Raw genomic sequence first — 24,107 nt, 5'->3', positions numbered from 1 at the left:
CGCGGCTCGTCAAGCGCCGGACGCGCGCATCGTTGACGCGGCGCGTCAATTCTTCGGGCGGCGGAGGCCGAATTCGGCGGCGAGCCGCTCCAATTCACCCGTCTCGATCTCCGCGAGGCCGGGCTCGAGCAGCGCCCGCAGGCCGAAGCCACGCAGCCGATCGACGAAGCCGGCCGCCGCAGGATCGTCCGCCTCTCGCCCGAAATAGGCGGCGACGCGGCGCGTCAACCCCTGCGCATGGGCGGCGAGGATCGGCCGCAGCTCATCCTCCTCGCTCGCGCCCAGAACGATGGCGAGAAAGAAGCGCATCCGCCCGCGTCCGAGCATGAGATTGCGCAGCGTGTCGAACAGCTCGTCGGCCTCCGTGGCGGCGCCCGCGCGCTCGGCGCGATCATGCGAGGCCTGCAGCAGAGCGACGAAGAGATCGGCCTTGCGCGGGAAATAATAAGTGAGATGCGACTGCCGCACGCCCGCGGCCTTGGCGACGCGCGGCTGGGTCAGCGCCTCGACGCCGTCTTTTTCGACGATATCGAGCGCGGCGTTCAATATCCGCTGTCTGACGCTGATTTCCGCCGTCACTGCCGATCTTTCCGAGCTCGATGCCGGCTCCCTACCAAAAACCTGCTCGTCTGGGCAATGCGGCGGCGCGCCCTCGCCATTCCTTTCGCATGGGGACGAGCTTTCGTCATGGGACGCTTGCCAAACCCGAGTTGGTAACTTACCAATAATTTCCGACGATCGAAATGGGGGGCGAGATGCGTTTTTTTCGAAGAGCCAGATGCGGCGCGGCGCTTTTTTCTCTCCTCCTCGGCGCGAACGTCGCCGTCGCGGCGGCCGGCGATGACGAAGCCGCCGTGAAACATCTCCTCATGCAGACCTTCGACCGTCCCGACTCGCCGCTCGCCGTGGAGCCGATCGTCGTCGACGGCGACATCGCCATCGCCGATTGGGCGCAGGGCGAGCAAGGCGGCCGCGCGCTGCTGCGCCGCAAAGACGGCAAATGGGAGATTTCGCTCTGCGCCGGCGACGCGTTGAAGCAGAGCGCCTCGCTCGAAAAGCTCGGCCTCGCGCGGCCCCGCGCCGAGGCGCTCGCCGCCTCGCTGGCGACGGCCGAGCGCCGGCTCTCCCCCGCCCTGCTCGAGCGCATGTCGCGATTCGACGGCGTGGTCGCCGTGGACGCCGCCGGCGGCCATACGCCGCTCGACCCGCATCATCGCCCGATTCCATGACCACGCTCAGCCGACGCGCGCTGCTCGCCGGAACGAGCCTTCTCGTCGCGGCGCCCGCTCTCGCCGGCGCCGCGACGCAATTCGGCGTTCTCTCTATAGAGCAGAGCGGGGCCGGCGAGCCTCTTGTGCTGATCCCAGGCCTCGCCTGCGGCGCTTGGGCGCTGGAGGAGATCGCCCGCCGACTTTCCCCGCGCTTTTCGATTCACGCTCTGACGTTGCCCGGCTTCGACGGCCGCGCGCCGATCGAGGCGCCGATGATCCCGCGCATTTGCGCCGATATCGCGGCCTATGTGGCCGCTCTGAAGCGGCCGCTCCTCGTCGGCCATAGCCTCGGCGCCTTCATCGCGCTGAAGACCACAGCGGCGCATCCCGAGCTGTTCGGTGGAATTGTCACTCTGGACGGCTATCCGGTCTTCCCCGCCCTCGCCGGCGCGACGGCCGAGGAGCGCGCAGGCACAGCGCAGCGCCTCGCCGCGCAATTTTCCGCCGGCGCCGGCGATCCTGTCCGCTTTCGAGAGACGCTGCGCGGCTTTCTCGCCGCGCGTATGAACGATTCGCGACAGGCCGAGCGTTTCGCCGAGCGCGCCGCACGCAGCGATCCCGCCGCGACCGCCGCTTATGTCGTCGAGATGCTGTCGGCCGATCTACGGCCCGAGCTCGCGCGGCTCGACGCGCCTCTGCTCGCACTGGCGGCGACCGATTCCTACCTCGCCGGCCGCAGCGAAGAAGAGATATCGGCCTTTTACGCCGACCTTCTCGCCAAAGCGCCGAAAGCCTCCGTCCTGCTCTTGCGCGAGGCCCGCCATTTCGTCGCCGTCGATCGGCCGGACGTCGTCGCCGCGGCGATCGAATCCTTCGCCGCCGGCCTTCGCCTCGGACGCGCCTGACTGTGTCCTCGAGGTCACAACCCTCGAAAATCTCCGTAGCGAGCAGCGCAGGCCGTCGCTTCGGCTTGCCTCGCGACTATTGGTCAATTACCAAGAAAACGAAAGCGGAACCGAGCGACGGTTCGCGCGGCGCGAGAGCCGAATGAACGAGGCGAAGCGGATGATCGAAGCAGGCCGAGGAGCGGCGCGCCGCTCGCACGCGCTCGCCACGATCCTCGCCGTTCTTCCGCTGCTGCTGCAATTGCAGTTCGCCGCGGCGCCTTTCGCTCTCGCGACGAATGCGCGAGCCGAAATCGCGCTCGCCGCGCCCGATTGCGCGACGCAGGACCATCGCCAGGCGCCCGCCGGCGAAGGCGCGCATTCGCATTGCTGCCTGCTCTGCGAATGGAGCCTGCGCGACGGCGTCGCCGTCATCGGCTCCTTCATCGTCACGGCTCTGGGCGCCGACGCGCATGCGACGCCGATCCGCGCGACCGCAGATCGCCCAAGACCTGCGCCGATCGGCTGGACGACATCCTGGTCGTCACGCGCGCCGCCACTTTTCTCCTGACAGCAACGCCATGCGGCGAAAGCCGCGTTCCGACTTCGCTTCGAACGGCGCGACGCCGTCTCAGGAGAAACTCTATGTATCGCAGCCTTCTTTCGCGCGGCGTCGCCGCCGGCGCGCTTCTTCTCGCGGCTCCCGCAGCCTTTGCGCAATCGGCGCTGCCGCCGATCGACATCGGCTCCGATGCGCGCTCCGCCAATGCGGCGCCGCAGGCGGGCTCGCTCACTGCTCCCTCGGTCGCGGAACAAAAGCGCCGCATCGAGCAGACTGTCGGCTCCGTCGCTTTCGTCGACGCCGCCTCGCCGGACATGCAGACGCGCCATATCGCCGATTTGCGCGATGCCTTGAAGGATGTTCCCGGCGTCTTCGTCGACACGCGCTACGGGCAAGAGCTGCGCCTTTCCATGCGCGGCTCCAATCTCACGCGCGATTATCATCTGCGCGGCTTCGAGCTGCTGCAGGACGGCATACCGATGAACTATGCCGACGGCGGCGGCGATTTCTACGAGATCGACCCCAAATATTTCCGCTCGATCGAGGTCTATAAGGGCGGCAACGCGCTCTCCTTCGGCTCCTCGACATTGGGCGGCGCGATCAATTTCGTCTCGCCCACCGCGCGCACCGCGCTCGCTCCCAACATGCTCGCGATCGACGGCGGCAGCTTCGGCTCCATTCGCGGACAAGCGCAGGTGTCGCGCGTCATCGGCGACTTCGATTTCCTCGTCAACGGAACCTTCTCGCATTCGGACGGGTTCCGCACCCATTCGCAATCCGACTATGTGCAGATCAACGGCAATATCGGCTATCGCTTCTCCGACAATATCGAGACGCGCTTCTACTTCGGCGTCTATGACACAAATCAGCAATTGCCCGGCACGCTGACGCTCAATAATGCGCGCAGCAATCCGACGCTCGCGACGCTGCCCTATATCGCCGGCTTCGGCTCGGATGGCTTCGGCGCCGATCAGGCGCGCAATGTCCGCAACCAGCGCATCTCCAACAAGACGACATTCGAAACGGACATAGGCCGCATCGACGTCGACAGCTGGTTCATCCACAGTTACCTCTATCATCCGATCTTCGTCGTCATCGAGCAGGAAGGCGAGAGCTGGGGCTTCGCGCCGAAGCTGACGACGAAATTCGAGATCGCCGGCCATAGGAACGAGCTGACAGTGGGCGGGCGCGTGTGGGGCGGCGGCTCCACCGATAATTGGTATTCCAATTACAATGGCGCGAAGCTCAATCCCTATGGCGCGATACCGGCCAATTTCGCCAATGCGGCTTTTTCCTTCCCGCCCTATTCCTTCAACGGCCTCGCGCAATTCGGCGCCGCGGGCTCCTGCTTCGGCTTTTGCGGAACCTTCATCAATCCGGGGCTGAGCGCTCAGATCCGCAACAATCGCATGGCGGCGCTCAATCTCGAGGCCTATTTCGAGGATCGCTTCTATATCGCCCCGCAGCTCGCTCTGATGTTCGGCGCGAAAATCTTCAGCGACGATCGCCGCTATTCCGTGCTCGGCGGCATTTCCTATGAGCCGCTCGCCAATCACACGGAGAAGAACTATCGCGGCATCGTCCCCAAGGTCGGGCTGATGTTCCAGCCGACGCCGGAGATTCAATTCTTCGCCGATATGACCGGCAGCCGCGACGTTCCCGATTTCGTCGATCTGACGCAGGGCTTCTTTCCGCCGACGCCGGGCGCCTCCTTCACGCCGCTCGCCTCGCAAAAGGCCTGGACCGGCGAGATCGGGTCGCGCGGCAAATGGGATCGCTTCTCCTGGGATGTGACCTATTATCACACCGAGCTGCAGGACGAATTGCTGAAGTTCAGCACCAATCCCGGCGCCGGTGTGCCGGCGACGACCTTCAACGCCAAGCGCACCATGCATCAGGGCGTCGAGCTCGCCGCCAGCGTCGATCTTTGGCGCGACATCACCGCGCCCGATGATGTGCTGAAGCTGAGCCAAGTCTGGACATGGAGCGACTTCCGCTTCGTCGGCGACGCCAATTATGGAAACAATCCGCTGGCCGGCGTTCCGCGCCATGTGCTGCGCACGACGCTCTCCTACAGCCGGCCCGACGGGCTCTATGTCGCGCCGTCAATCGATTGGGTTCCAGAAGGTTCTTACGTCGATTACATGCACACGCTGCAGACGCCCGGCTATGTGCTGCTCGGCGTTCAGGCGGGCATGAAGCTGCCCTATGGGCTCACCTTCTATATCGATGCGCGCAATCTCGCCGATCGCCATTACATCAGCGATGTGACGACGATCATCGACGCGCGCGCGTCGAATCCGGCGGCCTTTTATCCGGGCTATGGCCGCGCGGTCTACGCCGGAATGAAATGGGCGTTTTGAGTCTCGATGCGCGAAGCGATCCAGCTGGATCGCTTCGCGCGTCTCTCTAATCGGCGCGAGCGCAACCGAGCGCGTGCGACACGATCGGCGCATCTCCCCATTGCGCGGGAAGCTTCTCGATGGCCGAGGAGATCATCGCCTTGATCGCTTCCGTCACGCGCCAAGATTCATTCACGTCATCGAAATAGGAAAGAGCTTTCAACGTAATCATCGCGGGGACCGCCGGACCGAACAAGGATTTGACGGCGGCGAGGCCATGCGCGAGGCTCTGGCCGGCGGCCAGCATAGCGGCAATGTCTTGATAGTCCTTTCCCTCGGCGCGGTCGTGAATCACTTTCAGCTTATGGGCGAGCAGATCGTCGAGAGACGCGACGCATAGAACATCGTCGGCGGTCTTTTCGGGCTCGCCCACACGGCCGTTCGACATCCCTCCGAAGAAAGACAGCTTTACGGGCTCGTCGTCCCGTGAAACGCTCACGGTCAATGTATTCTTGTCGTTTTGCAGCACGGAAACGCGACCGAGACCATGCAAAACGTCGAGGAGCGCGCTCTTGGCGCCGTCGTCCAGCGGAACATCCGAGAAAAAATCGAAATCGACCGACGTGCGGTGCCCGAGACGAAGCGCGATCGCCGTGCCGCCGTAGAGCGCATAATGGCGTGGTATCCGCGCGAGCAGTGGCCAGAGACCACGTTGCGGCGCGGGCAGCGCGTCGAGCAAAGGCGTCAGCATTGGCGCTCCATCACGCGAATCTCTTGCGCGCTTTCGGCGGCGCGCCCGGCCGGCCCAATCGATAATGCCAGAACGCCAGCGATCGGCTGGAGATCGCGCCCGGAGGCGGCGATTCGAGCACATCGACGAATAGCTCCGGCCCGATCAGCTCGAGCAGCTCATTGGCGTCCTCCCAGACGCCGAGCTCCATCACATTCACGACGAGGCCTCGCAAGCCGCTCGAGACGACGATCTCCGGCGGCGTGCCCCACACATATTTTGCCGCCAGACGAAGCGTCGCCGCGTTTCGTGCAGGTTCGCCCATTTTCGGAAACCCTCTCGGCATACGTTCGAAACGCTAGCACCACGACGAAGCCATGTCAGCATTCCGGACACGGCCGCGCCATGACAGACCGAGCGTCACGCCCTAGATTTGCGACAGGCTCGCCTCGGATCACGCCCCATGCCGCAGCAACGCTCCTGGTCATTCTTCCCCTCCCTGTCGCAAGCCATGCTGCGCTATGACGTCGCGGCCGGGCTGACGCTCGCGGCCATCGCCATACCGGAGCAAATGGCGACGGCCCGGCTCGCGGGCTTTCCGCCGCAGATCGGCTTTTTCGCTTTTCTCGCCGGCTCGTTCTCCTTTGCGGCTTTCGGCTCCAACCGCTTCCTCTCCTCCGGCGCGGATTCGACGATCGCGCCGATCTTCGCAGGCGCTCTGGCGCTGCTGGCGACGCGCGGCACGCCGCAATTCATGGCGCTCGCCTCCTTTCTCGCTCTCTTGGTCGGCGGCATTTTGATCCTCGGCTTTCTGCTGCGCGCCGGCTGGATCGCCGATCTCCTCTCCGTTCCGGTGACGACCGGCTTTCTCGCCGGCATCTCGATTCACATCTTCATCTCGCAACTGCCGGCGCTCGTCGGCCTGCCGAGCGTCGAAGGCAGCGAATTCTATCGCGTCGCCGAAATGGCGAAGCATTGGCGCGAGGCCAATCCCGCGGCCATCGCCCTCGGCCTCGGCCCGCTCGCGACCATCGTCATCGGCGAGAAGATCAGCCCCAAGCTTCCAGCCGCGCTGATCGCGCTCGCCGGCGCCGCTTTCGCCGTACAGCATTTTCGTCTCGAGGAGCGTGGCGTCGCGGTGCTCGGCGCGGTCTCGGCGGAGCTTCCGCATCCGCGCTTTCCCGAGATCGCGGCCGCCGACATTCCGCATATCGTCGGCCTCGCCATCATCATCGCCATGGTGATCATGGTGCAGACGGCGGCGACCTCGCGCTCCTTTCCCAATGAGGAGGGCCGCGCGCCGGATGTCGATCGCGATTATCTCGGCGTCGGCGCGGGCTGTCTGCTGGCGGGGCTGGTCGGCGCCTTCGCCGTCGACGCCTCGCCGCCGCGCACGGCGATCGTCTCGACGACGGGCGGGCGCTCGCAGCTCTCGTCGATCGTCGCGGCGCTGGTCATTGCGGCGCTCCTGCTGTTCGGCGCCGCGCTGCTCGAGCATGTGCCCAACGCCGCGCTCGCCGGCGTGCTGATGTTCATCGCCGCGCGCATTTTCCGCCTGCATGTGATGCGCGACGTTTATTCCAAGACGCGAGGCGAGTTCGCGCTGGTCGCGCTGACCATGGCGGCCGTCGTCGCGCTGCCCGTGCAGAATGGCGTGTCGCTCTCCATTCTGGCGTCGCTGCTGCATGGGGTCTGGACGACGACGCGCTCGCGCCTCATCACATTCGCGCGCCTGCCGGGAAGCTCGGTGTGGTGGCCTTGCGCATCCAGCGGCGCCGAGCCTTATGGCGAGCGCCTCGAGGGCGTGCTGGTGGCGGCCTTTCAGGCGCCGCTGTCTTTCCTCAACGCCTATGGTTTCCAGAGCGATTTGCGCGAGGCGATAGAGGAAAAGCCGAAGCTCGTCGTGCTGGAGGCGAGCAATATCGTCGAGATCGATTATACGGCGGCGCGCATATTGCGGCAGGCGATCGAGGATTGCCGCGCTGCGGGCGCGGATTTCGCCATAGCGCGGCTCGAATCGGTACGCGCGCATGAGGCGCTGACGCGCTTCGGCGTGATGAAAACGCTCGGCGAAGGGCGCTTGTTCCGCAGCGTCGACGAGGCGACGCGTGCGCTCGCGCCGGACGCCGTCGCCTCGAAGATCGAGGCTCCCACGCTCGTCGCGCGCAGGAGCCGCGCCTTCAAGCCGCCCTCTGCTTCGGCGTGATGAGCTTTCTATTCGCCAGCACTTCGGCGATCTGCACCGCGTTCAGCGCCGCGCCCTTGCGCAGATTGTCGGAGACGCACCACAGAACGAGGCCGTTCTCGACGGTCGGATCGTCGCGAATGCGCGAAATATAGGTCGCGTCCTCGCCCGCCGCTTCGTGCGGCGTGATATATCCTCCAGGCTCGTGCTTGTCGATGACGAGCACGCCGGGCGCCTCGCGCAGAATGTCGCGCGCCGCGTCCGGCGACAGCGGATTCTCGAACTCGATATTGATCGCCTCGCTATGGCCGATGAACACCGGCACGCGCACGCAAGTGGCGACGAGCTTGATCTTGGGATCCAAAATCTTCTTCGTCTCCACGACCATCTTCCACTCTTCCTTGGTGAAGCCGTCTTCCATGAAGACGTCGATCTGCGGAATGAGGTTGAAGGCGATGCGCTTGGGGAATTTCTTCGATTCCATCGGATCGGAGACGAAGACGGAGCGCGTCTGCGAGAACAGCTCGTCCATGCCCTCCTTGCCGGCGCCCGACACGGATTGATAGGTCGAGACGACGACGCGCTTGATCTTGGCGGCGTCATGCAGCGGCTTCAGCGCCACGACCAGCTGCGCGGTGGAGCAATTGGGATTGGCGATGATGTGCTTTTTCGTGAAGCCGGCCGCGGCGTCGGCGTTGACCTCCGGCACCACCAGCGGAACATCCGGGTCCATGCGCCAGGCGGAGCTATTGTCGATGACGACGCAGCCCTTGGCGCCGATGCGCGGCGCCCATTCGCGCGCGACGTCGCCGCCGGCCGACATCAAGCAGATGTCCGTGTCGGAAAAGTCATACGTGTCGAGATGGCGGCATTTGAGAATCTTGTCGCCGAACGACACTTCCGTCCCGATGGAGCGGGACGAAGCCAGCGCGACGACTTCCGAGACCGGAAAGCGGCGCTCCGCCAGAATGTCGAGCATCTCGCGGCCCACATTGCCCGTGGCGCCCGCGACGGCGACCTTGTAACCCATGGGATGGAACTCCTTTTGCCCGCTTATGGCGACGGGCGCGCCTTTTGTCGAGGGTATGGACGAGAATAGCGAAGCGACCCCGCAGGCCGACTGGGCCACGGAGCGGCTTCGCATCGATCTCACAGCATGGCCACGGCGAACGCGCCGAGGCCGACGGGCTCAGAAAGGCATGCCGACCGACATATTGCCGTTATTGCCCATGCTCACCGGCGCACGGCCGCCGAAACGCGGCGTATCGTCCTCTTTGTCTTTCTTCTTGGGCGGAGATTTGCCCGGCGACCAGCCCTCGAGCTCGCCGAATTGGCGGTTCTCGACCTTGGCCGGCGGCTTGCCGGGCGCAGCCGGCTGACCGGCCGTCTGCTGCTGTTTGTTTTTCTTCGGATTCGCCTTGACGGCTCCAGCGGCGGACGTGTCTAGCCGGCTGGGGTCGAGCGCGTCCTCCGCCCCCGCGGACAGCGGCAGCGCGGACGAAAAGGCGAAAATAGCGGCGACCAGAAGAAGCGGGCGCGATCGCATGGCGGCTACTCCTCGAGCATCAGCTCCAAAATGCTCCCACGCCGGAAAAAAGACAAGTTCCGGCGATTCCACGGGCGAGATTGCGCGGCGATCGGGGCGCCATTGCGGCGCCGGCCCCGCTTCACTCGCCCGTCGTCTGCGCGATCGCCAGATTTTTGAGCTCGGCGATGGCCGTGCCGGGCAGCAGGCTCTTGGGGCAGGCGTTGGAGCAGTTCAGAATCGTGTGGCAGCGATAGAGGCGGAAGGTGTCGTCGATATAGGCGACGCGCTCGGCTGTCGACTCGTCGCGACTGTCCACCACCCAGCGATAGGCCTGCAGCAGCGCCGCCGGGCCCAGGAAGCGATCCCGATTCCACCAATAGCTCGGGCAGGATGTGGAGCAGCAGGCGCAGAGAATGCACTCATAGAGCCCGTCGAGCTTGCGGCGATCATCCGGCGCCTGCAGCCATTCCTTCTGAGGCTCCGGCGTCACCGTCTGCAACCAGGGCTCGATGGCCGCGTGCTGGGCGTAGAAATCGGCGAGATCGGGCACGAGATCCTTCACCACCGGCATATGCGGCAGCGGATAGAGCTTTATCGCCCCCTCGATCTCGTCCATGCCCTTGGTGCAGGCGAGCGTGTTGAGCCCGTCGATATTCATCGCGCAGGAGCCGCAAATGCCCTCGCGGCAGGAGCGGCGGAAGGTCAGCGTCGGATCGATCTTGTTCTTGATCCAGATGATCGCGTCGAGAACCATCGGCCCGCAATCGTCGAGATCGACGTAATAAGTATCGATGCGCGGGTTCGACGCCTCGTCCGGATCGAAGCGATAGATGCGGAATTCCTTGAGCCGGCTCGCGCCCTCGGGCCGCGGCCAGACCTTGCCCTCGACGGGACGGGAGGATTTGGGAAGGACGAATTCGACCATGATTTGTCCACTCGCGTTCTATGCCGCTTCGAAGCCGACGCCCGCGCCGCCCCTCAATACACCCGCGCCTTCGGCTCGATATAAGCGACCTCATTGGACAGCGTGTAGCTGTGCACTGGGCGATAATCGATCGCGACGCTCTTTCCCGCCTCGTCGATCGTCGAGAGTGTGTGCTTCATCCAATCGGCGTCGTCGCGGTCGGGAAAATCCTCGCGGGCGTGAGCGCCGCGGGATTCGGTGCGGTTCTTCGCCGAATCCATCGTCACCACCGCCTGTACGATGAGGTTGTCATATTCCAGCGTCTCGACGAGATCGGAGTTCCAGATCAGCGAGCGGTCCGTGACCTTGACGTCGTCGCTCTTCTTCCACACCGCATGGATCGCCTGCGATCCTTCCTCCAGCACCTCGCCGGCGCGATAGACCGCGCAATGCGACTGCATCACGCGCTGCATCTCGAGCCGCAGATCGGCGGTCGCGATCGAGCCGGAGGCGAAGCGACGCGCGTCGAGACGCGACAGAGCGAGCTCGGCGGAATCGGCGGGCAGCTCCGGCTGTATCTGGCCGGGCTTCACCAGCTCGGCGGCGCGCTGGCCGGCGGCGCGGCCGAAGACGACGAGATCGACCAGCGAATTGGAGCCGAGGCGATTGGCGCCATGCACGGAGACGCAAGCCGCCTCGCCGATCGCCATCAGGCCCGGCACGACGACATCAGGATTGTCGCCGATGCGGCGCAGCACCTCGCCGTGAAAATTCGTCGGTATGCCGCCCATGTTGTAATGCACGGTCGGCAGCACCGGAATGGGCTCGCGCGTCACATCGACGCCGGCGAAAATCTTCGCGCTCTCGGAAATGCCCGGCAGGCGCTCATGCAGGATCGCAGGATCCAAATGCTCGAGATGCAGATGGATGTGATCGTTCAATTTGCCGACGCCGCGGCCCTCGCGAATCTCCACTGTCATAGCGCGCGAGACCATGTCGCGCGGCGCGAGATCTTTCACCGACGGCGCATAGCGCTCCATGAAGCGCTCGCCCTCGCTATTGGTGAGATATCCGCCCTCGCCGCGCGCGCCCTCGGTGATGAGGCAGCCCGCGCCATAAATGCCGGTCGGATGGAATTGCACGAATTCCATATCCTGCAGCGGCAGTCCGGCGCGCAGCGCCATGCCGCCGCCGTCGCCCGTGCATGTATGCGCAGACGTCGCGGAGAGATAGGCGCGGCCATAGCCGCCTGTCGCCAGCACGGTGAGCGCGGCGCGGAAACGATGGATCGTGCCGTCGTCGAGCTTGAGGCAGACGACGCCGCGCACGGCGCCCTCCGCATCGACGATGAGGTCGATGGCGAAATATTCGACGAAGAACTCCGTGTCGTGACGCAGCGCCTGGCCGTAGAGCGTATGCAGCATCGCATGGCCGGTGCGGTCGGCGGCCGCGCAAGTGCGTTGCGCCGGCGGGCCTCTTCCGTAATCCGTCGTCATGCCGCCAAAGGGCCGCTGATAGATGCGTCCATCCTCGGTGCGCGAGAAGGGCACGCCCCAATGCTCGAGCTCGTAGACGGCTTGCGGAGCGTTGCGGCAGAGATATTCGATCGCGTCCTGGTCTCCGAGCCAGTCGGAGCCCTTGACGGTGTCGTACATGTGCCATTTCCAATCGTCCGGCCCCATATTGGCCAGCGCCGCGGCGACGCCGCCCTGCGCCGCCACAGTGTGCGAACGTGTGGGAAACACTTTTGTGATGCAAGCGGCTTTCAGCCCCGCCTTGGCGCAGCCGACGACGGCGCGCAGTCCCGCGCCGCCGGCGCCGACGACGACGACGTCGAATGTATGATCGACGATCGGATAGGCCCTGCCCCCGATATTCACCGTCGTCTTGCCGTTCCCAGCCATTCCAAATCCTCGTCGAAAGAGCGCCCTTGCCTCTTTTAGAGTCTTTCCATGTCTCAAAGAAACACGGAAAGACTCTAGCGCGGCGCGGCGATGATCATGATGGCGAGCGTCCAGACCGCGGCGATCGCGATCGCCGTCCATTTGTTGACGATGAGCGCCGTCGTCTTGAGCGATTTGTCGTGGACATAGTCCTCGATGATGTTCTCCATGCCGAGCCGCGCATGATAGGCGACGACGACGATGAAGCCGATCAGCGCGATGGCCGGCAGCAGCCGTCCGATCTCGGCGCGCGCGGCCTCATAGGATTTGCCGACCAATCCGACGAGATGCCAGATCGAGAGCAGCGCCAGCGGCGCCAGCGCTCTGGCGCTGTGACGCATGGCCAGCGCATGAAGCGAGCCTGCGCGATCGGAGACGAAGGCGTCTCCCTTGCCGCTGCGGCCGCTCTGGAACGTCGAGCGCGACATATTGCTTCTCCATTGACCCTATACGAGACGGCCCGAGCGCCCTCAGCCCAAGAGCGAGGATGCGATCCACAAAAGCGCGGTCAAAACCAATCCGCCGCCCAATGTCGCTTTGGCGAGCAGCTCGCGCCCGTCGCGATCGAGATAGAGCCCACGGTCCCATATCGCATGGCGCACGCCGCCGAGAAGATGATGAAACAGCGCCCAGCTGAACAGCAGCATGAACAGCCGCCCGACGAAAGAATCGACGATCCAGGATACGGCGCCGAAGGCGGACGGCCCGAGCGCGAGCCCCAAAAGATAGACGGCGAGCAGCAGCGCGCCCGCATAGAGCGCCGCCCCGGTGATGCGATGCGCGATCGACATCATCATGGTGAAGATCAGCTTATAGACCGATAGATGCGGGGAGAGCGGCCGCGCGGCGGCGAGGCTCTCGCTCATGGGATCGGCGTCGGCCATGATATTTTTTCTCCGCTCGAGGCTCGGCTCGACTGATAATTCAATCGCGTCGCGGCCGCAACCAGCGTTCCGAGCCTCGGTAGACAGCGCTGCGCGGGGCGGCGGCGGCGCGGCGAAAGGACGCGAGACTTAAGTAACGCGCAGAGACGCCCTGCGCAATCGAAGCGTCGATGCGTAGGTTTCGAGTCGAAAATCGTGGCGCGAGCGATACGATCTGTTAACATGCGCTCGCCGACGTTGCCCGGGACCAGCCGGCGCATCGTCGTTCGCAGCCGGCTTTTTCTCCACCGGCGGCGAACGCGTCGAGTAGCGTGAGCGTCGAGGTCCGTCTGTGTCTTTTGCGTCCTTGTCGCGTCGGTTCTCGCAGCAAGCGTCGATTTCGTCGTAACGTCGGACCGCCGATCATTTTGTCGGCGGCGGGAATATGCTGGTCTCGTCGAATGACTTTTTCGTCAACTCATCTCGCGAGCGATCTATGAATTACAGTGAAACCATCCATATCTTGAACATCGACCCGATCATTCGTTCGTCTTTGACGAGCGCGCTGGACAGGGCGGATTATCACCTTCGCCTGCATGAGGACGCGGGACGCTTCTTCGAAGCCGTCGAAACCGACAGCCGCGGCTGCGTCATCATCTATGTCGACATGCCCGAGATGATCGGGATCGAATTATTGAGAGACGCCAAGGCGCGGCGGATCGAATTGCCGATCATCGTCATTACCGCTCAGGCCAATGTGCGGGGCGCGATCCAAGTGATGAAGGAAGGGGCGTTCGATCTGCTCGAATTGCCCGTCAACGAGGCCAAGCTCCTCGCCTCCGTGCAGCAGGCGCTGACCCGCCGCGTGGATCATCGCGCCTATCGCGGCCGCACGCGGACCACGCCCGGCCGGCTCGCGACGCTCACCAATCGCGAGAACGACGTGCTCGCCGGACTCGTCGAGGGCAAGCTCAACAAGGTCATCGCCCATGAGCTCGGCATCAGCGCCCGCACGGTCGAGACGCATCGCTCCCACATCATGACCAAGATGCGCGTGAAGAGCGTCGCCGATCTCGTACGTATCTCGCTCGGCGCGCCGCGGCCCGATCCGGCCGTTCGCCTCGGGGCGCCGCGACCGCCCGTCGATCCGGCCGCCCGCATGGGAACGCCGGCCCCGCGGGCGCTGGCGGAGCCGGGAGCGGCCGCGACCCGCCGGTGAAATTAATGACGCCGGAGCATTGCGCATTCGAATAGCCATGCGAACGCCATGCTCCGGCGCTAGAATAATATGTCATGAGATTCGACCGATCGGCCCGAGCGCCCCTGAACGAGACCGCCCCCGCCGAGGCGCGCGCGGGGGCGATTCTCACCATTGATCTCACCGCCCTCGTCGCCAATTGGCGACGCCTCGCCGCGCGCGCCAGCGCGAGCGAATGCGCCGCCGTGGTCAAGGCCGACGCCTATGGCCTCGGCGCCGAGGCTTCCGTGCGGGCGCTGGCCGTCGCCGGCTGCCGCACATTTTTCGTCGCCGCCGCCGGGGAAGGCGAGCGCATTCGCGCCGTCGCGCCGCGCGCCATCGTCTATGTGCTCGAGGGCCTGCCGCGCGGCGGCGCCCGCGCTCTGGCCGCCGCGCGGCTGCGCCCGGTTCTGGCCTCGCTCGAGGAAATCCGCGAATGGGGGGCTTTCGGCCGCTCCATCGGCCGCCGTCTGCCCGCGGCGCTGCAATTCGACACCGGCATGAATCGGCTGGGACTCGCGCTGCGCGACGCCGAGGCCGCAGCCATAGCGGCGCAGGATGTGGACCTCACGCTGACGATGAGCCATTTCGTCTGCGCCCAATGGACGGACGACCCGCGCAACGCGCGGCAGATCGCCGCTTTCGAGGAGGCGCGGCGCGCCTTCCCCGGCGCGCCGGCCTCGCTCTGCAACTCATCCGGGATTTTTCTGGCGCAGCAGCCGCATTATGATGTGCTGCGTCCCGGCTACGCCCTCTATGGCGGCAATCCGACGCCCTCCGCGCCCAATCCGATGCTGAGCGTCGCCCGGCTCGAGGCGCCGATTCTGGCGACGCGCTGGATCGAGGCCGGCGAGAGCGTCGGCTATGACGGCGTGTGGACGGCGGCGCGGCCGACACGGCTGGCGACGCTCGGCCTCGGCTATGGCGACGGTTTTCCGGCCGCCGTCGCCGGTCCAGGCCGCCCAGCTCCCGAGGCGATCGTCGCCGGACGGCGCTGCCCGATCGTCGGCCGCGTGTCGATGGATTTCGTCATGCTGGACGTGACCGACGTCCCCGAGGGCGCGGTCTATCGCGGCCAGACGGCGGAACTGCTGGGCGAGACGATCGGCGTCGACGAGCTGGCGCTGCGCTGCGGCACGATCGGCTATGAGATTTTGACCCGGCTCGGGCGACGCTATGAGCGGGTCTATATCGGCGGGTAGAGGACTCTAGTCCGCCTCCTTGGGCGCATTGTTTGCGAGCGGCAGCGACGGATGCGCCTCGATTCGCGGAGCGGAAGCGCCTTTTTCCATCAACGCGACCTTGATGGCCAAATCCTCGATTCTCTGATTGAGGCCGCCTTGGACGGAATTGACAATATTCTGAGTCTCGCGCAGCGCATCGACGCGCACATCGGCTCGGATCACCTTCAACTCGACCTCCAGAAGCCGCAGCCGCTGGTCCAGCGCACCGATCGCATCCGCGAGCTGCTTCTGCGCTTCCTGCAGAGACTTGATGTTCTCGATGATCTGCAGATGCTCGGCGAGTTCCCTGGCCGCGCGAGCGATCTTATCGCGCCCCAGCATCTTTCGACAAAGCTCCCGATAGAGCGCGCTGAACATAGTCGAGATGCGTCTTCGGAGAATCGAGCAGCTCGGCGCACAGCAGCTCCAGAGCGCTACGCCGGATCAGCCCGTAATCCGCGGCCGAGATGGCCCGACTTCTCGGCTCATGGCGCGCCCCGCCGCTCGCGGATCCGCCGCCTCGCCCCCAATAACCTCTTTTACGCCGCTTTCCCGATTTGGCCGCGTTCTCGGTCGCCTGGCGAACGGCGCCTTCGCCGCGCGCCGGCTGCGCCGCATCCTCGCCGCCGCGAGCATCGATGATCTTGCTTTTCGCCACTGGAGACGTCCCGAACCACATCGAAGACCAAACTAGCAAGCCACGGCCGTAATATCCAACGAATTCATGGTCCCGTTCACGCCCCCTCGAACCAGGGCGTCAGCACCGGATAGCCCTCGCCGGCCAGCAGCGCCGCGGTCTCATAGAGCGGCAGGCCGACGACGCCCGAATAAGAGCCGATGAGCCGCACCGCGAAAGCGCCCGCGAGCCCCTGAATCGCATAGCCGCCCGCCTTGCCGCGCCATTCGCCGGAGGCGAGATAGGCGTCGATCTCGGTCGCGCCGAGGCGCTTGAAGCGCAGCCGCGATTCGACCAGGCGGCGGCGCTCGGCCCCTCGCGGGGTGATCAGCGTGACGCCGGTAAAAACCCTATGCTGGCGGCCCGAGAGCAGGCGCAGGCAATCCTCGGCCTGCTCTATGTCCTCGCATTTGGGCAGAATTCTCCGGCCGACCGCCACCACAGTGTCGGCGGCGAGCACATAGCTCCCCTCGAGCCGAGGCTGATAGGCCATGATCTTCACGGCCGCCGCGGCCTTCTCGCTGGAAAGACGCTGGGCGAGGCTGCGCGGCAGCTCGTTGCGCTGCGGAGTCTCGTCTATGTCGGTCGGCAGCAGCGCATCGACGTCGAGGCCGATCTGCTGGAGCAGCTCGAGCCTGCGCGGCGAGGCGGAGGCCAGCGCTAGCTTGGGCCGCGTATCGGTCGGGTGGGACGTCAAGACGATCGGCTCCGCTATAAATCGAAATTATTTGAAACGATAGGTAATCCGCCCTTTGGTGAGGTCATAGGGCGTCATCTCCACGAGAACCTTGTCCCCGGTGAGCACGCGGATGCGGTTCTTGCGCATCTTTCCGGCCGTATGGGCGATGATCTCGTGCTCGTTCTCGAGCTTGACCCGAAACATCGCGCTGGGCAGCAGCTCGGTGACGACTCCGGGAAACTCCAACAGTTCTTCCTTGGCCATGTGGTTCCTTCTTCAGAGGCCGTAGCGGACCTCGGATAGCGAAAGGCCCGCTTGCGAAGCGGGCGCTCATCAATATGGGATCGAAGCCGGGACGCGCAAATCCGCGCCGGACCCTAATCGAGTACGGCCGATTTGTGAACCTCGCCTTTCGCCCTGTCGCGCCGTTCAGCGCTCGGGCGCGGAGGCGGTCGCCGCGGGCGGCTCGAGCGCGCGCGGCTCGGGAGCGGTCGGCTCGGGAGCGTCCGCCTCCGGCGTCGCGACGAGGACGCCGCTCTTGCCCTCCCCCGCCCAGGCGCTCAGCAGCTCCCAGGCGACGGCCAGCACCACCGGACCGACGAAGAGGCCGATGATTCCATGCACCAACACGCCGCCGATGACGCCGACGATGATGACGAGCAAGGGCGTCGTGAGCCCGCGCGCGATGACGATGGGCTTCAGCACATTGTCGACCAGCGTCACCGTCAACATGCAGCAGGTGAAGAGCAGCGCCGGCAGCGTGCGCATCTCGGTCCAGGCCCAGAGAATCGAGGGCACCACGACGAGCAGCGGCCCGATCTGGACAATCGCCAGCACCAGAATGCACAAGGTCAGCAGGCTGGCGCCGGGCGCGCCGGCGAGCTGCAAGCCGAGCCCGCCGATCGCCGCCTGCAGCAGCGACACGCCGATGACGCCGCGCGAGACCGTGCGGATCGTCGAGCCCGCGAGCTCCACGAAATGCTCGGCGCGCTTCGAATCGATTCGCGTCACCGCCGTCTTTATGGCGCGCACCAGCGCCGGCCCGGGCGCGAACAGGAAGCCGGCGATGATCACCGAAATCAGGAATTTGAAGACGCCGGCGCCGGCGTTCTTGGTCGCGTCGAGCGCGATCTCGCCATAGGGCTTGAGCTGCGGCAGCGCCTGGGCGAGCGCGCTGCGCAGATTGGTGGAGGCGAGCTCCCAGAATTCGTAGGCCGATTCGCCGACGAAGGGCCAGCTGCGCAGCGCCTCGGGCGGCGGCGGCACCCAGACGCCGCCGGCGTCTATGCGCTCGGAGAGGACGCGCAAGCCGTCGACGACCCCGAGGCCGAGCCAGGTCGCCGGCCCGATGACGAAGAGCAGGCCGAGAAATGTGATGATGGTCGCCGCCAGCCGGCGCCGCCCGCCGAGCCGGACCGCCGTCCACTCGAACACGGGATAGAGCGCCACGGCGAGAATCGCGCTCCAGGTCACGATGGTGACGAAGGGCCTCACCAGCAGGAAGGACCAATAGGCCAGAGCGCCGAGCGCGCCGAGCCTTATGATCAAATCGATGAGTGTCGCGTTCAGCCGCCTGCGGCCGGACGCTTCGCGCTGGTCCTCGATCACCCGAGTTTTCCCCGATCTTTTGTCGCGCCTCGGCCGCCGACGCGCCTCCCCCGCGACAACATAGCGCGGATCGCAAAAGGTTTCACGCCCGCGGCCGCGTTTCCGTCCTATCGCCCGAAAGCCATGGCGAGCCGCGCCCCGATCAGCCGGCCGATGAGCCGCAGCGGAAAGCCGCGATAGCTCGGCGCATCCTGCGGCAGCGGCAGTTCCGAGCGTCGGCGCTCGATCTTCGTGCGCATTTCGATCGGCGGCAGATCGCCGTCATAGCGCAGCCGATAGGTCGAGACCCAGAAGCCCGGTTCGAATTTCAGGAACATGCCCGTGTTGCAGCATCGGGCGACGACCCTTCGCGTCGGCGAATTGGCCTTCAGCCTGTGGTCCTCGAGCTGGTCCTCGCCGGCGACGCAGCGAAAGCGGTCGTCGCGAAAGGTGAGATAGGGCGTGCCGCCGTCGGGATCGCGCAGGCGATGCGCATGGGGAAGGGCTTCGATCCTGCGGCCACCCTCCTGGCAATCGGAGCAATAGCAGACGGCGCAGACGATCGGCTCGCCGACGACCTCGCAGCGGACGCGCCCGCAGGCGCAGGAAAAGGACCGGGATGAAGTAGGCACGATCGAAACCCCCTGTATGAAAAGCGACCGCATTCTACTACGCGACGGGAGAACGTCATCCCGGCCCCAACGCGCCGAAGCCCACGCCCCACGCCCCACGACCCCTCGCCCACTCTTCCCATTCGCGCGCGCCGGGCATAAATCTCGCCGCATGAGCGATACGCCCGACCTTCCCGAAACCCTCGATGAGGAAGAAGACCTCACGGAAGAGGCCGACGGCGCCGCTCCGCCCGAACTCGCGGCCGATACGCCGGAGAGCGTCAAGCGCGGCGTGTCGGTCATCAAATCCTATTGGAAGAACGCGCCCAATGGGCCGGGCGTCTATCGCATGATCGCCGAGAATGGCGAGGTTCTCTATGTCGGCAAGGCCAAGAATGTCCGCAAGCGCATAGCCAGCTACACGCGCCTCGCCGGCCATGTGAACCGCATCGCGCGCATGATCTCGGCGACCGCCTCGATGATGTTCATCTCGGTCGAGACCGAGACCGAGGCTCTGCTGCTCGAGACCAATCTCATCAAGCAGATGAAGCCGCGCTTCAACGTGCTGATGCGCGACGACAAGAGCTTTCCCTATATTCTCATCGCGCGCGATCATGATGCGCCGCAAATCGCCAAGCATCGCGGCGCTCGCTCGCGCAAGGGCGATTATTTCGGCCCCTTCGCCAACGCCGGCGCGGTGGGGCGTGCGCTCAATGCGCTGCAACGGGCGTTTCTGCTGCGCTCCTGCACCGATTCGTTTTACGAGAACCGCACCCGGCCCTGCCTGCTCTATCAGATCAAGCGCTGCGCCGGCCCCTGCACGGGCGAAATCTCGATCGCGGATTATTCCGTGCTGGTGCAGGAGGCGCATGACTTCCTCACCGGTAAGAGCCGCTCCGTGCGCGAGCAGCTCGCCATGGAGATGACCGCGGCGGCTGAGCGCCTGGAATTCGAGCGCGCCGCGCGGCTGCGCGACCGCATCTCCGCGCTGTCGCTGATCCAAGGCACGCAAGGCGTCAATCCGCACAGCGTCGAGGAGGCGGACGTCTTCGCCATCGCCAAAGAGGCGGGGCGCTTCTGCATCGAGGCGTTTTTCTTTCGCGCTTTTCAGAATTGGGGCGACCGCGCCTATTTCCCGCGCGCCGATCAGAGCCTTTCGGAAGAAGAAGTGCTCGGCTCCTTCCTCGCGCAATTTTATGGCGAGCATCCGCCGGCGCCTCTGGTGCTGCTCTCACATGTGATCGAGGATCGCGAGCTATTGACGGAAGCGCTGTCGGACAAGCTCGGCCGCAAGGTGGAGATCGCGACGCCGCAGCGCGGAGAGAAGCGCGAGCTGGTCGAGCATGCGCAGACCAACGCCAAGCAGACGCTGACGCGCAAGCTCACCGAGGACGCCAGCCAGGAGAAGCTGCTCATCGCGCTCGGCGAGATGTTCGGCATGGAGAAGCCTCCGCGCCGCGTCGAGGTCTATGACAATTCCCATACGGGCGGCCAACAGGCGATCGGCGCGATGATCGTCGCCGGGCCGACGGGCTTCATGAAGACGCATTACCGAACCTTCAACATAAAGAGCGCCGAGATCACGCCCGGCGACGATTACGCCATGATGCGCGAGGTGCTGGCGCGCCGCTTCGCCCGAATCGCGAAGGACGCCGAAAAGCCCGAGGAGGAAGCGCCGGACGCTTTTCCGTCGAAGCCCGATCTCGTCATCATCGACGGCGGCCGCGGGCAATTCGACGCCGCGCGCGCCGTGGCGGCGGAGATCGGCCTCGAGGGCGTGACCATCGCCTCCATCGCCAAGGGCGCCGATCGCAACGCCGGCCGCGAGATGTTTTTCGTCGAGGGGCGCGAGCCTTTCCGCCTGCCGCCGCATGATCCGGCGCTCTATTTCGTCCAGCGCCTGCGCGACGAGGCGCATCGCTTCGCCATCGGCACGCATCGCGCGCGGCGCAAGAAGGAATTCGCCAAGAACCCGCTGGACGAGATCGCGGGAGTAGGGCCGGCGCGCAAAAGGGCGCTGCTGCTCGCCTTCGGCACCGCCAAGGCGGTGGCCGGCGCCGCGCTCTGCGACCTCGAGAATGTGCCGGGCGTGAACAAGGCGACGGCGCGGCTCGTCTTCGACCATTTCCAGCGCGGCGGCTGATCGGCGGCCAGCGGCTAAAATTTGTGCGCGGCTCGGCGACGTTCCCGCCGGCGCGCCTCGAGCGGCAAAATGCCGGTTTTGCCGAAGCTTCCCGCTGTTGCGCGGGAGATCGGACCGGCGGCGGAGGAGCGCGGCGCCGTCGAGGCGCCCGTCTCTTCTATTGACAAGAGAGGCGCTGGGCATGTTCCTTCGCGGCATGACATCGACGGCCATTCCGCCGCGCCGCGGGCGCGCGCTCTCCCTGCCCAATATTCTGACCTATGGCCGGCTCGTCGCCGTGCCGGTCGTCGCGGGCCTCCTGCAATGGCCGGACGAGCATTGGATGCGCTGGACGGCGCTCGGCGTCTTCACCGCCGCCGGCATCACCGATTTCTTCGATGGCTATCTCGCCCGCGCCTGGGCGCAGCAATCGACGCTCGGCGCCATGCTCGACCCCATCGCCGACAAGCTGCTCGTCGCCGCCACTCTGCTGATGGTGGTCGCCGATCAGACCATCGCCGGCGTCACAATATGGGCGGCGCTCATCATCCTGTGCCGCGAGATTCTGGTCTCCGGCCTGCGCGAATATCTCGCCGAGCTGAAAGTGCCGCTGCCGGTCAGCGCCATCGCCAAATGGAAGACGACGCTACAGCTCTTCGCGCTCGGCTTCTTCATCGCCGGCCGCGCCGGCGAGCTGGTGCTGCCCGGCACGGTCAATATCGGCAGCGTGCTGCTGTGGATCGCCGCGCTGCTGACGCTCTATACCGGCTATGACTATATGAGAGCCGGCTGGGCGCATTTCGGAACGGATGAGGCGCGATGAAGGCCCTCTATTTCGCCTGGGTGCGCGAGCGCATCGGCCGCGCGGAGGAGGAGCTCTCCCCTCCCCCGGAGGTGGCGACGGTCGGCGAGCTGATCGCCTGGCTGAAGTCGCGCGACGAAGCCTATGCTCTGGCTTTCGAGAACGCCGCCGTCATTCGCACGGCGATCGACAAGGCCCATGTGCGCCATGAGACGCCCATCGCCGGAGCGCGGGAGATCGCCTTTTTCCCGCCGATGACCGGAGGGTGAGGCGCGACGGACAAGAGCGAGCCTTCATGCTCGCATCGAACCCCACACTTCCATGACCCCCACCATCCGCATCCAATCCGCCCCCTTCGATCCGGCCCATGAGGCCGCGCTGATCGAGGAGGGCCGCCGCGACATTGGTGCGATCGTCTCCTTCACCGGCCTCTGCCGCGACGAGGACGGCGCGCTCTCGGCGCTGGAGCTCGAGCATTATCCCGGCATGGCCGAGGCGGAGATCGCCCGCGTCGCCGAGGAGGCGCTCGCCCGCTGGCCGCTATCGGCGCTCACTGTCATCCATCGCCACGGGCGCATTCTGCCGGGCGAGAGAATCGTGCTCGTCGTCACGGCCGCGCGCCATCGCGGCGAGGCCTTCGCCGCGGCGGAATTTCTGATGGATTATCTGAAGACGCGCGCCCCCTTCTGGAAGAAGGAGCATCGCGCCGACGGCAGCGTCGGCGACTGGGTCGAGGCCAAGGCCAAGGACGACGCCGCCGCCGAACGCTGGAACAAATAGCTAGAGCCTCGTCACCGCCCCATCCGCCGTCGCGACGCGAATGTCGGCGTAGCGGCAGGCGCCGCGACGACGCTGGAAGGGCGTGATCGCCAGCAGCCAAATATGGCTGATCGCCTTGGCCGGCCCGCCGATATGGGCGGCGTAATCGGCGGCGACGTCGCGCTCCAGCGCCCGCCACTCGCCGAGCCCCGCGGCGCCCGAATCGACGACCATATGAGTCTCGACCGCGCTCCAGCCGGCGAGCGGACAGCGGAAGACTTTTCCGGTCGGCAGGCCGGCGCTCCAGAAATAAGTGAGGTCCTGACCGTCCTCGAATTTCACGCCGATCGAGAGATAATCGTGGAAAGGCGCGACATCCTCCGGCTTCGCCGAAGGAAGCTGGTCGATCTTCCAGCGCCAGCCGAGCTTGGGCCGCGTGGCGAAGGCGAGCGGCAGCGGACGCTCGATGATGGAGGCGGAGCCGGCGCTCTCGCAGACGATCTCGCCATTCGCCTCGCGCCCGAACGCCTCGGCGCCGCCGCCGAGGCTGAAGAGATCGTTCCAGCCCTCCGGCAATTTGCGGCCGGCTTTCAGCCGCGCGATCTCCGCCGCGACGAGACCATTCACGTCCCCCGCCGCGGCGAGGCTCTCGAGGCCGGAGAGCGCCTCGCCCTTCCAGACCAGCGCGACGCCGACGATCTTCACCTCCTGCTTGCGATACTCCATCTCGGGCGTCCACAGCCTGCCGTCGGCGTCGGCGAATTGCGCGGCGGACCGCGCGATCTCCAGCGGGCCGTCGTGGGCGGCGATCATCGTGCCGGTGTCGACGCCCGGGCTGTAGATCGGCCTTTTGCCGCGCGTGCGCGCATGGAAGACGAGGCCCGGCTTGAACCAGAGGTCATAGGGCCGAGCGATCCACATGCGCCCGGCGACGAGAAAGCTGACCTGCTGGCCCTTCGACGCCGCGAGGCCGAGATCGATCCACGGCAGATCGTCGCCATCGATCTCGAACAGGCGATAGGAGACGAGCGCGCCCGACCGGGCGCGCGCGATCAGCGCCTCCATATCGCGTTTGAAATCGTCGCGCACGAGATCGGCGCTCTCGGCCGTCGCGGGCGAGGCGACGAAAGGCAGAGCCGCGGCGCCGAGCGCGCCCATCCGCAACATGTCGCGCCGAGACAATGCGGCCGAGGCGCGCGCGAGACAATAGAGGCACATATCCAAAATCCTCCCCGAACTCGGGCAAATCCCCCGATGGA

Annotated in this window: 26 protein-coding genes; 11 read left to right on the top strand and 15 right to left on the bottom strand. The window is 65.6% G+C overall.

Going from position 1 to position 24,107, the window contains the following annotated elements; all coding sequences use genetic code 11:
• Positions 1-45: 45 nt before the first annotated feature.
• Positions 46-579, bottom strand: a complete 534-nt coding sequence (locus tag KP010_RS12050) for a TetR/AcrR family transcriptional regulator (protein WP_142863124.1) — start codon at positions 577-579, stop codon at positions 46-48.
• A 275-nt stretch (positions 580-854) separates the two neighbouring features.
• Between KP010_RS12050 and KP010_RS12045 the strand changes: the two genes are divergently transcribed.
• The 4 genes from KP010_RS12045 to KP010_RS12030 all read left to right on the top strand — a co-directional run bounded on the left by KP010_RS12045 (position 855) and on the right by KP010_RS12030 (position 5,020).
• Complete coding sequence (locus KP010_RS12045; RefSeq protein ID WP_246659858.1) at positions 855-1,229, top strand: copper uptake system-associated protein; 375 nt, start codon at positions 855-857, stop codon at positions 1,227-1,229.
• Positions 1,226-2,116 carry an alpha/beta fold hydrolase gene (locus KP010_RS12040; protein WP_216280913.1) on the top strand — a complete coding sequence of 297 codons (891 nt, stop codon included), beginning with the start codon at positions 1,226-1,228 and terminating at the stop codon, positions 2,114-2,116. The genes KP010_RS12045 and KP010_RS12040 overlap by 4 nt, the downstream gene beginning before the upstream one ends.
• Before the next feature lie 142 nt (positions 2,117-2,258).
• Complete coding sequence (locus KP010_RS12035) at positions 2,259-2,666, top strand: hypothetical protein (protein ID WP_142863127.1); 408 nt, start codon at positions 2,259-2,261, stop codon at positions 2,664-2,666.
• Between the two features lie 74 nt (positions 2,667-2,740).
• Positions 2,741-5,020 (top strand): TonB-dependent receptor domain-containing protein, encoded by a 2,280-nt coding sequence (locus KP010_RS12030; RefSeq protein WP_142863128.1) that lies wholly within the window; start codon positions 2,741-2,743, stop codon positions 5,018-5,020.
• Between the two features lie 46 nt (positions 5,021-5,066).
• Here KP010_RS12030 and KP010_RS12025 read toward each other — a convergent pair whose 3' ends face one another.
• Positions 5,067-5,750 (bottom strand): nucleotidyl transferase AbiEii/AbiGii toxin family protein, encoded by a 684-nt coding sequence (locus tag KP010_RS12025; protein ID WP_185966502.1) that lies wholly within the window; start codon positions 5,748-5,750, stop codon positions 5,067-5,069.
• Between the two features lie 10 nt (positions 5,751-5,760).
• Positions 5,761-6,054, bottom strand: coding sequence for a hypothetical protein (locus KP010_RS12020; RefSeq protein ID WP_166141988.1), 294 nt, complete (start codon positions 6,052-6,054; stop codon positions 5,761-5,763).
• 138 nt (positions 6,055-6,192) lie between these two features.
• On the opposite strand from KP010_RS12020, the gene KP010_RS12015 reads away from it, so the two are divergent.
• Positions 6,193-7,935, top strand: coding sequence for a SulP family inorganic anion transporter (locus tag KP010_RS12015; protein ID WP_246659859.1), 1,743 nt, complete (start codon positions 6,193-6,195; stop codon positions 7,933-7,935).
• Here KP010_RS12015 and KP010_RS12010 read toward each other — a convergent pair.
• From KP010_RS12010 to sdhC, 6 genes are all read right to left on the bottom strand, one after another.
• Positions 7,910-8,944, bottom strand: a complete 1,035-nt coding sequence (locus tag KP010_RS12010; protein ID WP_216280912.1) for an aspartate-semialdehyde dehydrogenase — start codon at positions 8,942-8,944, stop codon at positions 7,910-7,912. The genes KP010_RS12015 and KP010_RS12010 overlap by 26 nt on opposite strands.
• A 159-nt stretch (positions 8,945-9,103) precedes the next feature.
• Positions 9,104-9,460 carry a hypothetical protein gene (locus KP010_RS12005; RefSeq protein WP_142863152.1) on the bottom strand — a complete coding sequence of 119 codons (357 nt, stop codon included), beginning with the start codon at positions 9,458-9,460 and terminating at the stop codon, positions 9,104-9,106.
• A 121-nt stretch (positions 9,461-9,581) separates the two neighbouring features.
• Positions 9,582-10,367: a succinate dehydrogenase iron-sulfur subunit gene (locus KP010_RS12000; RefSeq protein WP_142863131.1), complete on the bottom strand. Its 786-nt coding sequence runs from the start codon at positions 10,365-10,367 to the stop codon at positions 9,582-9,584.
• Between the two features lie 53 nt (positions 10,368-10,420).
• Positions 10,421-12,250 carry a succinate dehydrogenase flavoprotein subunit gene (gene sdhA / locus KP010_RS11995; RefSeq protein WP_142863132.1) on the bottom strand — a complete coding sequence of 610 codons (1,830 nt, stop codon included), beginning with the start codon at positions 12,248-12,250 and terminating at the stop codon, positions 10,421-10,423.
• 74 nt (positions 12,251-12,324) lie between these two features.
• Positions 12,325-12,717: a succinate dehydrogenase, hydrophobic membrane anchor protein gene (gene sdhD / locus KP010_RS11990; RefSeq protein WP_216280911.1), complete on the bottom strand. Its 393-nt coding sequence runs from the start codon at positions 12,715-12,717 to the stop codon at positions 12,325-12,327.
• Positions 12,718-12,759: 42 nt separating this feature from the next.
• Positions 12,760-13,173 (bottom strand): succinate dehydrogenase, cytochrome b556 subunit, encoded by a 414-nt coding sequence (sdhC, locus tag KP010_RS11985; RefSeq protein WP_142863134.1) that lies wholly within the window; start codon positions 13,171-13,173, stop codon positions 12,760-12,762.
• 475 nt (positions 13,174-13,648) lie between these two features.
• On the opposite strand from sdhC, the gene KP010_RS11980 reads away from it, so the two are divergent.
• Both KP010_RS11980 and alr read left to right on the top strand, forming a co-directional pair.
• On the top strand, positions 13,649-14,371 hold the full coding sequence (locus KP010_RS11980) for a response regulator transcription factor (RefSeq protein ID WP_108918102.1): 723 nt from the start codon (positions 13,649-13,651) through the stop codon (positions 14,369-14,371).
• Positions 14,372-14,445: 74 nt separating this feature from the next.
• Positions 14,446-15,591: an alanine racemase gene (gene alr / locus KP010_RS11975; RefSeq protein WP_185966503.1), complete on the top strand. Its 1,146-nt coding sequence runs from the start codon at positions 14,446-14,448 to the stop codon at positions 15,589-15,591.
• Positions 15,592-15,597: 6 nt separating this feature from the next.
• Here the strand turns inward: alr and KP010_RS11970 are convergent, their stop codons facing one another.
• The 5 genes from KP010_RS11970 to KP010_RS11950 form a co-directional block, all read right to left on the bottom strand.
• Positions 15,598-15,954 (bottom strand): hypothetical protein, encoded by a 357-nt coding sequence (locus KP010_RS11970; protein ID WP_142863135.1) that lies wholly within the window; start codon positions 15,952-15,954, stop codon positions 15,598-15,600.
• A gap of 392 nt (positions 15,955-16,346) precedes the next feature.
• On the bottom strand, positions 16,347-16,985 hold the full coding sequence (locus KP010_RS11965; RefSeq protein ID WP_142863136.1) for a Maf-like protein: 639 nt from the start codon (positions 16,983-16,985) through the stop codon (positions 16,347-16,349).
• Between the two features lie 27 nt (positions 16,986-17,012).
• On the bottom strand, positions 17,013-17,231 hold the full coding sequence (infA, locus tag KP010_RS11960) for a translation initiation factor IF-1 (protein WP_018266249.1): 219 nt from the start codon (positions 17,229-17,231) through the stop codon (positions 17,013-17,015).
• A gap of 165 nt (positions 17,232-17,396) precedes the next feature.
• The gene (locus KP010_RS11955; RefSeq protein ID WP_142863137.1) at positions 17,397-18,575 is read right to left on the bottom strand and encodes an AI-2E family transporter; all 1,179 of its coding nucleotides are present in this window, start codon (positions 18,573-18,575) and stop codon (positions 17,397-17,399) included.
• A gap of 107 nt (positions 18,576-18,682) precedes the next feature.
• On the bottom strand, positions 18,683-19,186 hold the full coding sequence (locus KP010_RS11950) for a GFA family protein (RefSeq protein ID WP_246659861.1): 504 nt from the start codon (positions 19,184-19,186) through the stop codon (positions 18,683-18,685).
• A 151-nt stretch (positions 19,187-19,337) separates the two neighbouring features.
• Between KP010_RS11950 and uvrC the strand changes: the two genes are divergently transcribed.
• From uvrC to KP010_RS11930, 4 genes are all read left to right on the top strand, one after another.
• Positions 19,338-21,308: an excinuclease ABC subunit UvrC gene (uvrC, locus tag KP010_RS11945; protein WP_142863139.1), complete on the top strand. Its 1,971-nt coding sequence runs from the start codon at positions 19,338-19,340 to the stop codon at positions 21,306-21,308.
• 181 nt (positions 21,309-21,489) lie between these two features.
• Positions 21,490-22,110, top strand: coding sequence for a CDP-diacylglycerol--glycerol-3-phosphate 3-phosphatidyltransferase (gene pgsA / locus KP010_RS11940; RefSeq protein ID WP_244594734.1), 621 nt, complete (start codon positions 21,490-21,492; stop codon positions 22,108-22,110).
• Complete coding sequence (moaD, locus tag KP010_RS11935; protein ID WP_024880614.1) at positions 22,107-22,358, top strand: molybdopterin converting factor subunit 1; 252 nt, start codon at positions 22,107-22,109, stop codon at positions 22,356-22,358. Before pgsA ends, moaD begins: the two co-directional genes overlap by 4 nt.
• Before the next feature lie 52 nt (positions 22,359-22,410).
• Positions 22,411-22,869 (top strand): molybdenum cofactor biosynthesis protein MoaE, encoded by a 459-nt coding sequence (locus tag KP010_RS11930; RefSeq protein ID WP_142863140.1) that lies wholly within the window; start codon positions 22,411-22,413, stop codon positions 22,867-22,869.
• Here the strand turns inward: KP010_RS11930 and KP010_RS11925 are convergent, their stop codons facing one another.
• On the bottom strand, positions 22,870-24,066 hold the full coding sequence (locus KP010_RS11925; protein WP_142863141.1) for a DUF3047 domain-containing protein: 1,197 nt from the start codon (positions 24,064-24,066) through the stop codon (positions 22,870-22,872).
• Positions 24,067-24,107 lie beyond the last annotated feature (41 nt).

Origin of the sequence: Methylosinus sp. KRF6 (assembly GCF_018887255.1) — a bacterium.
GTDB classification, from domain to species: domain Bacteria; phylum Pseudomonadota; class Alphaproteobacteria; order Rhizobiales; family Beijerinckiaceae; genus Methylosinus; species Methylosinus sporium.
This window is presented reverse-complemented; position numbering and strand designations above follow the sequence as displayed.